We start from the raw sequence: 11,230 nt of genomic DNA, 5'->3' as shown, positions 1-11,230 counted from the left end.
CATCGGCAGCGTTGCCGAACCGCGTTGCCGAAACGCCGTGACGAGCGGTGCCGATGCCGACCGCCGCCGCGGCCGACGCGGGGCGCCTAGGTGAGGCCCTGCTCCAGCGCCCAGCGGGTGGCGGCGCTGCGCGACCCGACGTCGAGCTTGCGGTAGATCGAGCGCAGGTGCGCGTGGACGGTGCGCCGGCTGAGGACGAGGGCGTCGGCGACCTGGGCGTCGGTGAGCCCGCCGGCCACCAGGCGCAGCACCTCGGCCTCCCGGCGGGTGAGCGGGCCGGCGGCGCCCGGCGGCGCGGCGTCCGACGGCGGCGGCTCCACCGCGCGACGGGCGGTGGAGAGCGCCTCGTCGAGGGCCATGCCGCGTCCGGCGGCCCAGGCCCGCGCGAAGGCCGCCTCCCCGAGCGCTGTCCGGGCCTCCGCCACCATCTCGTCGTGCTGGGCCGCCTCGCGCGCCGGGATCGGCACCCCGATCGCGTCCCGCCCGGCCTCGGCCGCGCCCAGGACGACTGTCGCGACCTCGGCCCGGCCCTCGGCCAGGTGCACGCGCGCGAGGTTCGGCAGGGAGGTCGTCGCGACCAGCCACCGGTCCCCGTACTCGCCGGCGATGGCGGAGGCCTCCTCGAACTGCGCGCGCGCCGCCGCCCAGTCGGATCGCGCGGCGGCGAGCGTCCCCATCCCGACCAGGATGCGGCTGGTGTATCGCCGGTTCCCGACGCCGCGCGCCGCCGCCAGCGCCTCGCGGAAGCGGGGCTCGGCCTCCTCGAGCCGTCCCAGGTGGAGCATGCCGAGGGCCACGGAGTTGACCGCGTACGCGATCCCGTCGAGGTCGCCCTGCTCGCGGTACAGGGCCGTCGCCTCGAGGCCGCTGTCGAGAAGGGTCGTGCAGTCGCCCTGGTGGAGCGCCGCGGTCGCCGTGCGGCCGACGGCCTCGGCGAGGCCGCGCCGGTCGCCGAGCTCACGGAAGATCCTCGTCGACTGGTCGTAGCGCGTCCGCGCCTCGTCGTAGCGGCCGCGGGCGCGGGCGACGAGGCCGAGCGCGGTGAGCGCGTGGGCCGCGCTGCCCCGGTCCCCGAGCGTCGTGGACACCGCGAGGGCCTCCTCGCCGAGCGCGGCGGCGGTGTCGAGGTCGCCCCCGTAGTGGGCGAGCGTCGCCGCGGCGGTCAGGCCGCGGGCGCGCAGCGGCGTGCCGGCGGCCACCCGCCCGAGCGCGCGCTCCAGCCACCGGACGCCCTCCATCAGGTCGCCGCGCACGTACCAGAAGCGCTCGAGCGATGCGGCGAGCACGAGCGCGTCCTCGGCCCGCGCCGCGTCCAGCAGCCAGCGCAGGGCGGTGCGCAGGTTCGGCAGCTCCGCCTCGATGCGATCCAGCCACGCGCGCTGGTCGGGGCCGCGAAGCGCGTCCTCGGCCTCGCGCGCGAGCGCGAGGTGGTGATCGGCGTGGGCCCGCCCGGCGTCATCGGCGCCGCCATCGGCCGCCAGGGCGGCGCGCGCGTACTCGCGGATCGTCTCGAGCATCCCGATGCGGGCCTCACCGGCCGGCCCCTCGAAGCGCACCACCATGCTCTTGTCGAGCAGGGACGCGACGGTCTCGAGCACGTCGGGCGCCCGGGGATCCACCCGCCTCGCCACGTCGGCGGCCGCGGTCAGGTCGCATCCGCCGGCGAACACCGACAGCAGCCGCAGCAGCCGGCGCTCGTCCGGCTCGAGGAGGGCGTCGCTCCACCGGATCGCGTCCCGCAGCGTGCGCTGTCGGGCCGGTGCGTCGCGCGGGCCGCCGGTGAGGAGGTCGAGCCGCTCCGCGAGCCGGCCCAACACGCCCTCGACGCCGAGCAGCTTGACGCGCGCCGCCGCCAGCTCGATCGCCAGGGGCAGCCCGTCCAGGCGCCAGCAGATCTCGGCGACGGCCGGCACGTCGTCGGCGGTCAGGCGGACGCCCGACGCCGCGGCCGCGGCGCGCTGGGTGAAGAGCGCGACGGACGGCGAGCCGGCGATCCGGTCCGGGTCCGCGTCGGGCCCGCGCTCCGGAAGCGCCAGCGGGGGCACCCGGAACTCGTGCTCGCCCGACAGGCGCAGCACCGCCCGGCTCGTCACCAGGAGATTCAGGGCCGGGCACGCGGCCAGCAGCCGCGAGAGGACGGGCGCCGCGTCCAGCAGGTGCTCGAAGCCGTCGAGCAGCAGCAGCAGCTCGCGGTCGCGCAGATGCGCCTCCAGCCGCTCCGGCGAGGTCAGCTCGCCGGCGTCCGCGAGGCCGAGGGCGAGCACGATGGCCTGGACCACGAGCGCGCCGTCATCGACCGCGTCGAGCGGCACGAGCGCGATGCCGTCGGCGAAGCGCTCCCGCGCGAGCGTCGCCACCCGCAGCGCGAGCCGCGACTTGCCCACTCCGCCGGGCCCGGTCAGGGTCAGCAGCCGGACATCCGGACGATCGAGCAGCGCGACCGCCGCCTCCACCTCCGTCTCGCGACCGACGAGCGGCGTGGTCTCGGCGGGGAGCGCCCGGACCGCGGCGCCCCGGGCGGCGATGGCGTGGTCGCTCACAGCGCGACAACGCTACCCCCGGGATCGACCGGGCCGATAGCCCGGTCGCGGCGGCGCGCCCCGTCAGCCGCCCCGGCCGCCGCGGAACGCCCGCGGGGGCGGGCGCCGGGCACCACGCGCGGCGGATGCGACCAGTGGTCGTGGCGTCACGCGCGTCCGGCGGGGCCACCGCCCCCAGCCCCCCGTGATGACACGCGCCCGGTTCAGGGGGGCGTCACCGCCCGCGGCCCAGCGCCGCCACGCCAACGAGCGGACGGGCGCGCCGGGGACCACTCGATGGGCCGGCCGACGGCTCGTCCGCGGTTGGCTCCGGACGCCCCCCTCGCGGGGATCGCCTCCCCTGCCTCATCCACTGTCCGTCCGAGAAGAACGCCTGCAGCGAGCACCCCTCCGAGGGAAGCCGGAGAGGGGATTCGAACCCCTGACCTGCCGCTTACAAGGCGGCTGCTCTGACCAACTGAGCTACTCCGGCGCGCTGCCGGGAGGGTAGCGGCCGCCCGCCGGGCCGACCGGGGGAGCGCGGACGGGGCCGGCGGTCGTACGATCGGCCCATGGCCGGGAGCGTCGAGGCCGCGCTGGCGGCCGGGGCGGCCGCCGCGCAGGCGGGCGACTGGCCTGCGGCCCGCGACGCCTTCGCCGGGGCGCTCGACGAGGGCGGCGCGCCCGCCGAGCTCGGGCTCGCGGACGCCCTCCTGTGGCTCGGCGACAGCGAGGGCGCGCTCGAGCGCTACCGGCGCGCCTACCGGTCGGCGCGATCGGCCGCACAGCCGGCCGTCGCGGCGGAGGCCGCGCTCGGGCTCTACTTCCTGATGCGCCTCTGCTTCGGCAACGCCGTGGCCGCACGGGGGTGGCTGGCCCGCCTGGAGCGGCTGGTGGACGCCGAGCGGCTCGAGCCGTTCCGCGGCTGGGCGACGCTGGCGCGCGCGCACGACCGCGGGGAGGCCGGGGACCTGGCGGGCGGCCGGGCGCTGGCGGAGGAGGCGCTGGCGATCGCGCGGACGGGCTCGGCGGTGAGCCCGCCGGACCCGGATCTGGAGCTCTGCGCGATGAGCGCGCTCGGCGCGCTGCTCGTGGACGCCGGGCGGGTCGCGGAGGGCTTCGCCCTGCTCGACGAGGCGATGGCGGCCTCGCTCGCCGGCGAGGGGCGGCGGCTGGACACGGCGGTGTTCGCGAGCTGCTGCATGGTCACGGCGTGCGCGGCGGCCGCCCAGTTCGCCCGGGCGGCCCAGTGGATCCGGATGGCGGAGGCCTTCGCCCGCCGCAGCGGGTCCTTCCACGTCCACACGACGTGCCGCCTCAGCTACGGCTGCGTTCTGGTCGCCACGGGGCGCTGGAAGGACGCCGAGGAGGCGATCGGGGAGGCGTTGCGGAGCGCCCGCGCGGCGGAGCCGGCGCTCTTCGCCGAGGCCCTCGCGCGCCTGGCCGAGCTGCGGCTGGCGCAGGGCCGGGTGAACGAGGCGGCCGGACTGCTGGCCGGCGTCGAGGACCACCCGACGTCGGCGGCGGCGCTGGCCGGCGTGCTGCTCGCTCGCGGCGACGCCGCCGGCGCGGCCGCCGCGCTTCGCCGTCGACTGCGCGCGACGGGCGACCGCTGCCTGGAGGCCGCCGCGCTCGTGGCGCTGCTGGCCGAGGCTGAGACGGCGCTGGGCGACGCCCGCGCGGCGGCGCGGCGCGCGCGTGCGTTGCTGGCGCTCGGCGCCGATGCCGGCTGCGAGGTCGTCGTCGCCCGGGCCGAGCTGGCGCTCGGGCGCATCGCCGCCGCCGCAGGCAGGCCGGCCGCGGCCGCGCACCTGGAGCGGGCGCTCGAGGCCTTCCACCGCCTGGAGATGCCGCTGGAGGCCGGCCGGGCCCACCTCCTGCTGGCGGACGCGCTCGCAGCCGCGTCGCCGGAGGCGGCGATCGCGGAGGCGCGGGGGCGGCGGCGGCGTTCGACGGGCTCGGCGCCGCCCGCCTGGCCGACGCCGCCCGGGCGCAGCTGCGCGCGCTGGGCGCGCGGCCGGGGGCGACGGGGCCCCGCGGGACGGACGTCCTGACGCGACGCGAGCTGGAGGTGCTCCAGCTGCTGGGCGAGGGCTGCTCGAACCGCGAGCTCGCCGAGCGCCTCTTCCTCACCCGCAAGACGGTCGAGCACCACGTGCACAACGTGCTCGTGAAGCTCGGCCTGCGCAACCGGGCCGAGGCCGCCGCCTACGCCGTGCGGCACCTCCGCCCCGAGCGCGCCACCGGTTAGGGGTTCCTGCCGATGTCCCCGCGGCGGTCGCCGACGGACGATCGACGGGCACCGCACCCCCTCACCGACGGAGGCCCCGATGTCCGACACGACCACCACGCTCACCGACGCCCTCACCGTGCAGCGCCGCATGTTCGCGGCCGTGGGGCGCGGCGACATGCAGGCCCTGCGCGAGCTGCTGCATCCCGACTACCGCTACACCGCGAGCGACGGCGTCGAGCACCCGGGCCCCCAGGCGGCGATCGACGTCGCGGAGCGCTACGTCACCGCCTTCCCCGACCTGCGCATCGAGGAGCTGCGCAGCTGGTCGCCGTCGCCCGAGGTCGCGGTCATGGAGGTGCGCTACCGCGGCACCCACACCGGCCCGCTCGGCGACGCGCCGCCGACCGGCCGGGCGGTGACGGGCCTCGGCTGCAACATCGCCGAGGTGCGCGACGGCCGGCTGTGGCGCGAGCACGAGTTCTTCGACCAGCTGCCCATGCTGGAGCAGCTCGGCCTGGCCGGCGACTGAACGGGCGAGGCGCTATGCGCCCGCCAGCGCCACCTGGGCGAGGATCGGCCCCTCCGGGACGCTGCGGCTGGCGCGCGGCTGGGCGGTGACCGCGAGGCCGTCGGCGCCGGCGAGGCCGGAGGCGGCCGCGCGGGCGGCGCCCGGGCCGGTCGGCTCGAACAGGCCGGCCGAGCGCGGCGGCTCGCCCGCGCGCAGCACCCACAGCTGGAAGGCCTCGCCGGCGCCGAGCGCCGGCAGGCGGCCGAGCTCGACCACGGCGGCGTCCTCGCCCGGCACCCAGACCAGCCGGCCCCCGATCGCCGGCGCCGAGGAGGTCCCCGCCACCTCCAGCGTGGTCACCGCGCCGCCGCCGCCGTCGTCGTCGCCCACCTGGAGCGCCACGTTCCAGCCCAGCAGCAGCGCGGCGACCGCGGCCAGGCCGGCGACGACCGGGCGCAGCCCGCCGCCGCCGGGGAGCCAGGACCGGAGGCTCCGGCGCGGCGCGGCGGCGGCGGCTCCGGCCGGCTCCGGCGCGGCCTCCGCCCGCACCGTCGCCATGATCGACGCCTTCAGCCGCGGGGGCGGATCGTGCTGCGGCACGGCGACGGCGAGGGCGCCGGCGCCGGCCCGCAGGGCGGCCAGCTCCTCCTGGCAGACCGCGCACGTGGCGGCGTGGGCCTCCACCCGTGCCGTCTCGCCGGCCCCGGCCGCGCCGAGCACGACCGGGGCGATCAGGTCGCGCACGGCGTCGTGCTCGCGCGTCACGGCGCCGCCTCCGCCGCCCCGAGCCCGCGCCGCAGCCGCTCCAGGCCGAGGCGCATGCGGCTCTTCACCGTTCCGAGGGGCAGCTGCAGCATCTCCGAGATCTCATGATGCGTGAAGCCGCCGTAGTAGGCGAGCCGCAGCACCTCGTGCTGGTCGCGGGGAAGCGCGGCCAGCTCGTCGCGCAGCGACCCCGCGATGGCCCGGCCGATCCCGAGCGCGGCCGCGTCGGGCGCGTCGTCGCGGCGCAGCTCGGCCTGCTGCAGCGCCTCCTGGCGCCGGGCGATCGCCCCCAGCGAGCGCAGCCGGTCGACGCCGCGGTGGTGGACCATCGCCAGCAGCCAGGTACGCACGCTGCCGCGCGCCGGCGTGTAGCGATCGGCGCCGCGCCACAGCGCGAGGAACGCGTCCTGCACGAGGTCCTCGGCGGCGGAGCGGTCACCCAGCAGGCGGAACGCCAGCGAGAATGCCACCCGGGCGTGGCGGTCGTAGAGCAGCTCGAACGCCTCCGCGTCGCGCCGCCCGGCGAGCGCCAGCAGATCCTCGTCGGCGAGGCCGGCCGCGCGCGGGGGGATCGGGTCGTGGCCCATGCCGGCTATACGCGCCGCAGCGGCCGGCGGATCACCCCGCGCGCCAGGCGGGCTCGCGGCCGAACCGCGCCGACAGCGCCACGCCCACCGCGTACAGGGCGACCTGGGGCACCATGAGCAGCGCCATGCTGACGGGGTCGCCGCCCGGCAGGACCGCCGCGACGGCGGCGATGGCCACCAGCGCCACCCGCCACCCCGAGCGGTACATGCGGGCGCTGGTCACGCCCATCAGCGAGAGCGCGGTCATCGCCGCGGGGACCTCGAACATGAGGCCCGACGCCAGCAGCATGGTCGTGGCGAAGCCGAGGTAGTCGCCGGCGCGCAGCTGGGGGTCGAAGGCGTCGCCGCCGAAGCCGACCAGGAACTCGAGCGCCACCGGCAGCACCACCAGGTAGCCGAACGCCACGCCGGCGGCGAAGAGGGCCGACACCGCCGCCACGACGGCCAGGGCGACGCGCCGCCGCTGGTCGCCCACGGCCGGAACGGCGAACGCGTAGAGCTGGTAGAGCCACACGGGCAGGGCCAGCAGCACCGCCGCCCAGAACGAGACCTTCAGCGTCGTGAGCAGGGGCTCGGTCGGCGACAGCGTCACCAGCCGGCCGGCGTCGGCGGGCAGCGGCCGGGTGAGCAGGTCGATCAGGGCGTCGTGGACCGCGTACATGCCGGCGAACGCGATGGCGAGGGCGAGCGCGGCCACGATCAGCCGCCGCCGCAGCTCGCCCAGGTGCTCCGTCACGTCCATCCGCTCGCCCGGTCGCGCGCGGGGCGTGGTCAGACTCGGCCCCACCGCGCTCAGGCCGGCACGCGGGCGCGCCCGGGGTCGTCCGCGCCCGCGGGCTCCGGGCGGGCGGCCTCCTTCAGCAGCTCCTCCGCGCTCGGGATGCGCTCGGCCGCGGTCGCGTCCCCGCCGCCCGCGGGGGCCGGCTCCTCGCCGGTGATGCCGCCCTTGAAGTCGCGGATGCCGCGGCCGAGGTTGCGGCCCAGCTCGGGCAGGCGCTTCGGGCCGAACACCAGCAGCGCGATGGCCAGGACGATGATGATCTGCAGGGGCGAGATGTCGAACACGTGCGGACCTCCTCGGTCTCGGGGGGCCGCCCCCGGGCGCGGTCACCGGCGCCCGGGGGCGGGCGCGGCTCAGCCGGCGATGAAGCCGCCGGCGACCTTCAGCACCGCCTGCATGTCGCGGGCGGGATCGAACGCCGCGGGCGCCGGGTTGCGGCCCGCGATGCCGCGGATCCAGGCGGCGTGGCGGGCCTCCACGCTGTGGATCGCCAGCGCCGCCCTGATCACCGGCACCTGCTTGAGGCGCGGGCCCTGGGCGGCGTACGCGGACACGCCGAGGTCCTCGATCGCCATCGCGGCCCGCTGGAAGGCGGCCTGGCCGTGCACGGTGGCGCCGAAGTCGAACCGCGGCTCGGCGACCGCCGTCCCGCCCAGCACCCTGCGCAGCGCGGCCACGTGCGCCGCCTCGTGCGCGCCCGCGACCCGGGCGAAGCGGGCGGTCTCGCCCCGCAGCCCGGCCGACCGGCGGGCCTGGCGGTAGAACTCGGTCTCGAGGTATTCGAGGGTCAGCGCGTAGTTGAGGATCGCGACGTCCTGGCGCTTCGACGGCGCGCCGAGGGCCAGCGCCGGGAGCCCGCCGAACGCGATGCCGCCGGCGACGAGCGCGCCGCCCCCGATCGCGGCCGTGCGGAAGAAGTCGGCGCGGGTGCCGGAGCCCGCGGGATCGACCGCGTGGGCGGCCTCCTGGATGGCGCCGTCGGCGTCGATCGCCTCGAGCGTGATGCGGTCTGACACGGGGTTCCTCCGGTGCTGGTGTGACGGACACCAGCGCATACGGGCGACCCCCGGGCGCGGATCACCCGGCCCGCTCAGGTCAGGCGCAGGCTCCGCACGGTCTCCCCCGCATCCACGACCTCGGCCTCGGCGGGGACGACCGCGAGGTGGGTCGCCCCGGCCAGGCCGGAGACCTCGTGCGAGCCCTGGTGGGCCATCGGGACGAGCGCGCCGTCGCGCTCGGCGCAGCGCAGCAGCTCCGTGCGCGGGATCTTCGAGCGGTGCGTCACGGCCAGCGGCATGCGGCGATCCCAGGCGTCGTCGTGGCCGAGCAGCGGCCGGGCGAAGGCGTGGAAGCAGACCGTCGCCGAGACCGGGTTGCCCGGCAGGCCCAGCACGACCTGCTCGCCCCGGCGGCCGAGCCAGAGCGGGTGGCCGGGACGGATCTGGGCGCCGAAGAAGACCTCCCGCACCCCGAGCTCGGCGAACGCCGGGCGCAGGTGGTCGTGGTCGCCCACCGAGACGCCGCCGGTCGTGACGAGCAGGTCGGGCGCGACCGGGGCGTCGAGGGCGGCGGCGATCGCGGCGACCGTCGCCGCCCGGTGGTCCGGGACGAGGCCGGCGGCGAGCACGTCCGCGCCGGCGGCGCGGGCCTGGGCCGCGACGCCGGGGCGGTTGGCGTCGTAGACCTGGCCGGGCCCGAGGGGACGGTCGGGGCCGATCACCTCGTCGCCGCTCGCCAGCACGACCACCCGCGGGCGGCGGTCGCAGAGGGCGCGGGCGGTGCCGACCGCGGCGATCGCGGCGACCTCGTGCGCCCGCACCCGGTGGCCCGACTGCAGCAGGACGTCACCGCGGCGGCCGCCCTCGCCCCGGTGGCGCACATGCGCGCCGGGCTCCACGGCCACGCGCGGGCGCACCCGGTCCCCGAGGTCCTCGGCGTCCTCGCGGCGCAGCACGGCGTCGGCGCCGTCGGGGATGATCGCGCCGGTCGAGATGCGGACGGCCGCGCCCGGCGGCAGCCCGCCCGCGAGCGGGGCGCCCGCCCGGCTCTCGCCCGCGAGGGGCAGGGGCGCCCCGGCGGCGGCGTCGGCCGCCCGCAGCGCGAAGCCGTCCATCGCCGAGTTGGTGAAGGCCGGCACGTCGATGCGCGAGCGGATCTCCTGGGCCAGGCGGCGGCCGGGCAGGTCGTCGAGGTCGACCGCCTCCGCCTCCGTGCGCACGGCGTGCGAGCGGACGAGCTCGAGCGCCTCGTCGAAGGTGACGTCGCGCAGGCTCACCGCAGGCCGGCCCGCATCGCGAGCACCCGCTCCACCGCCGCCTCGGCGCGCGCGCGGTCGAGGCCGCCGGAGCGGAGCTCGCGCCGGACGGCACCGGCCGCGGTGACGCCGTCGGCCCAGCCGGTGTGCATCACGAGGTCGGCGCCGGCGCGCACGGCGCGGACGGCGACCGGGCCGGTGCCGCCCGAGGGCCGCAGCGCCGGGGTGTCGAGCGCGTCGGTCACGGTCACGCCGCGGAAGCCGAGCTCCTCGCGCAGCAGCCCGGTGACGACCGGGCGCGAGAGCGCGGCGGGCGCGCGGCGGTCGAGGGCGGGGTGCACGGCCGTGCCGAGCATCACCATGGGGACGCCGTGGGCGATCATCGCGCGGAAGGGTCGCAGGTCGACACGCCGCAGGGCCGCCGCCGGCGTGGCGATGCGCACGGGCGCGGCGTCGGTGCTGACGCGCGCCGCGCCGATGCCGGGGAAGTGCTTGGCCGTGGCCAGCACGCCCGCCTCGCGCAGGCCGCCGGCGAACGCGACGGCGCTCGCCGCGACCCGTCCCGGCGAGCTGCCGAAGGCGCGGCCGTCGGCGGCCAGGAAGGAGCCGGGGCGGGCGACGTCGGCCACGGGCGCCAGGTCGACGTTGACCCCCGCGCGGGCCAGCAGGCGCCGGCGGCCCGGCCCGCGGCGCGCGCCGCCCGCGGGCCCCGGCGGCCGATCACCGCGGCCGACGCCGCCGGCGGCCCGGCCAGCCGGCGCACGCGTCCGCCCTCCTGGTCGATCATCACCAGCACCGGCTGGTCGACCGCCGCGGGCCGCGGGATGGCCTGGATGCTGCGGGTCAGCCGGCGGGCGGCGGCGACGGTCGGCACGTTGGGGCCCAGCAGGATCACCGCGCCGGCCTCGCCGCGGCGGATGCGGCGCTCGAGCGCCGCGGGCACCGCCGTGCCCTCGAAGCCGAACACCATCCGCTGACCGGCGAGCTGGGCGTCGCTCAGGCCGCTCGCGTCGGGCGGCGGTGCGGGCGCCGGCGCCGCCGGGCCGCCCTGCGACGCGGCGGCCAGCAGCAGCGCGAGCGCCCCTCCGGCGACGCCCAGGATCAGTCGCCCCCCGGTCCCCGGCCCATGAAGTCGAGCGACGCCGAGTTGATGCAGTAGCGCAGGCCCGTGGGGGCGGGGCCGTCCGGGAACACGTGCCCCAGGTGGGCGCCGCAGTTGTGGCAGACCGCCTCCACCCGGACCATCCCGTGGCTGGTGTCCTCGCGGCCCACCACCCGCGCCGGGTCGGTCGGCTGGGTGAAGCTCGGCCAGCCGGTGCCCGAGTCGAACTTCGTGCTGGAGTCGAAGAGCGGCTCCTCGCAGCAGACGCAGCGGTAGACGCCGTCCTCGTGGTGGTCCCAGTAGCGGCCGGTGAACGCCCGCTCGGTGGCGCCCTCCCGCGTGACGGCGTACTGCTCGGGGCTCAGGCGCTCGCGCCACTGCGCGTCGCGCCGTCCGGTCTCGTCGGCCATGTCTCCTCCGTCTCGTGCTCGGTGCCCAATGTTGCACAGACCGGCATGCGCCGACCCGAAGGGTGAAGAGC

Annotated in this window: 13 protein-coding genes and 1 tRNA gene; 4 read left to right on the top strand and 10 right to left on the bottom strand. The window is 78.3% G+C overall.

The features are described from left to right. Positions 1-86: 86 nt before the first annotated feature. On the bottom strand, positions 87-2,540 hold the full coding sequence (locus ITJ85_RS06055; protein WP_217915458.1) for an ATP-binding protein: 2,454 nt from the start codon (positions 2,538-2,540) through the stop codon (positions 87-89). Between the two features lie 398 nt (positions 2,541-2,938). Then, positions 2,939-3,012: transfer RNA gene (locus ITJ85_RS06050), tRNA-Thr, on the bottom strand. 79 nt (positions 3,013-3,091) lie between these two features. Between ITJ85_RS06050 and ITJ85_RS06045 the strand changes: the two genes are divergently transcribed. From ITJ85_RS06045 to ITJ85_RS06035, 3 genes are all read left to right on the top strand, one after another. Beyond that, on the top strand, positions 3,092-4,573 hold the full coding sequence (locus ITJ85_RS06045; protein ID WP_217915457.1) for a hypothetical protein: 1,482 nt from the start codon (positions 3,092-3,094) through the stop codon (positions 4,571-4,573). Positions 4,574-4,590: 17 nt separating this feature from the next. Then, positions 4,591-4,770, top strand: a complete 180-nt coding sequence (locus ITJ85_RS06040; RefSeq protein WP_217915456.1) for a response regulator transcription factor — start codon at positions 4,591-4,593, stop codon at positions 4,768-4,770. A 79-nt stretch (positions 4,771-4,849) separates the two neighbouring features. After that, positions 4,850-5,281, top strand: coding sequence for an ester cyclase (locus ITJ85_RS06035; RefSeq protein ID WP_217915455.1), 432 nt, complete (start codon positions 4,850-4,852; stop codon positions 5,279-5,281). A 12-nt stretch (positions 5,282-5,293) separates the two neighbouring features. Here ITJ85_RS06035 and ITJ85_RS06030 read toward each other — a convergent pair whose 3' ends face one another. From ITJ85_RS06030 to ITJ85_RS06000, 7 genes are all read right to left on the bottom strand, one after another. Then, complete coding sequence (locus ITJ85_RS06030; protein WP_217915454.1) at positions 5,294-6,025, bottom strand: anti-sigma factor; 732 nt, start codon at positions 6,023-6,025, stop codon at positions 5,294-5,296. Beyond that, positions 6,022-6,612, bottom strand: a complete 591-nt coding sequence (locus tag ITJ85_RS06025) for a sigma-70 family RNA polymerase sigma factor (protein WP_217915453.1) — start codon at positions 6,610-6,612, stop codon at positions 6,022-6,024. Before ITJ85_RS06025 ends, ITJ85_RS06030 begins: the two co-directional genes overlap by 4 nt. Positions 6,613-6,643: 31 nt before the next feature. Continuing rightward, a complete protein-coding gene (gene tatC / locus ITJ85_RS06020) occupies positions 6,644-7,348 on the bottom strand; it encodes a twin-arginine translocase subunit TatC (protein ID WP_217915452.1) in 705 nt (234 codons plus the stop codon). 56 nt (positions 7,349-7,404) lie between these two features. Further along, a complete protein-coding gene (locus ITJ85_RS06015; protein ID WP_217915451.1) occupies positions 7,405-7,677 on the bottom strand; it encodes a Sec-independent protein translocase subunit TatA/TatB in 273 nt (90 codons plus the stop codon). Positions 7,678-7,746: 69 nt separating this feature from the next. After that, complete coding sequence (locus tag ITJ85_RS06010) at positions 7,747-8,409, bottom strand: ferritin-like domain-containing protein (RefSeq protein WP_217915450.1); 663 nt, start codon at positions 8,407-8,409, stop codon at positions 7,747-7,749. Positions 8,410-8,483: 74 nt separating this feature from the next. After that, positions 8,484-9,668 (bottom strand): molybdopterin molybdotransferase MoeA, encoded by a 1,185-nt coding sequence (locus ITJ85_RS06005; protein WP_217915449.1) that lies wholly within the window; start codon positions 9,666-9,668, stop codon positions 8,484-8,486. Next, positions 9,665-10,312 carry a glycoside hydrolase family 3 N-terminal domain-containing protein gene (locus tag ITJ85_RS06000; protein ID WP_281412240.1) on the bottom strand — a complete coding sequence of 216 codons (648 nt, stop codon included), beginning with the start codon at positions 10,310-10,312 and terminating at the stop codon, positions 9,665-9,667. The genes ITJ85_RS06005 and ITJ85_RS06000 overlap by 4 nt, the downstream gene beginning before the upstream one ends. Positions 10,313-10,471: 159 nt before the next feature. Between ITJ85_RS06000 and ITJ85_RS05995 the strand changes: the two genes are divergently transcribed. Beyond that, positions 10,472-10,624, top strand: coding sequence for a hypothetical protein (locus ITJ85_RS05995; RefSeq protein WP_217915447.1), 153 nt, complete (start codon positions 10,472-10,474; stop codon positions 10,622-10,624). A gap of 124 nt (positions 10,625-10,748) precedes the next feature. Here ITJ85_RS05995 and msrB read toward each other — a convergent pair whose 3' ends face one another. Further along, a complete protein-coding gene (gene msrB, locus ITJ85_RS05990; protein WP_217915446.1) occupies positions 10,749-11,159 on the bottom strand; it encodes a peptide-methionine (R)-S-oxide reductase MsrB in 411 nt (136 codons plus the stop codon). Positions 11,160-11,230 lie beyond the last annotated feature (71 nt).

The organism is Miltoncostaea marina (assembly GCF_018141525.1).
Taxonomy (GTDB): Bacteria; Actinomycetota; Thermoleophilia; order Miltoncostaeales; family Miltoncostaeaceae; genus Miltoncostaea; species Miltoncostaea marina.
Note: the sequence above shows the minus strand (reverse complement) of the source record. Positions and strands in the feature narration are given on the sequence as shown.

Excerpts from the sequence above, each read along its gene's own strand:
- ITJ85_RS06045 (WP_217915457.1), top strand. The coding sequence starts at position 3,092 with ATGGCCGGGAGCGTCGAGGCCGCGCTGGCGGCCGGGGCGGCCGCCGCG.
- ITJ85_RS06035 (WP_217915455.1), top strand. The coding sequence starts at position 4,850 with ATGTCCGACACGACCACCACGCTCACCGACGCCCTCACCGTGCAGCGC.
- ITJ85_RS06025 (WP_217915453.1), bottom strand. The coding sequence starts at position 6,612 with ATGGGCCACGACCCGATCCCCCCGCGCGCGGCCGGCCTCGCCGACGAG.
- ITJ85_RS05995 (WP_217915447.1), top strand. The coding sequence starts at position 10,472 with ATGGCCTGGATGCTGCGGGTCAGCCGGCGGGCGGCGGCGACGGTCGGC.
- msrB (WP_217915446.1), bottom strand. The coding sequence starts at position 11,159 with ATGGCCGACGAGACCGGACGGCGCGACGCGCAGTGGCGCGAGCGCCTG.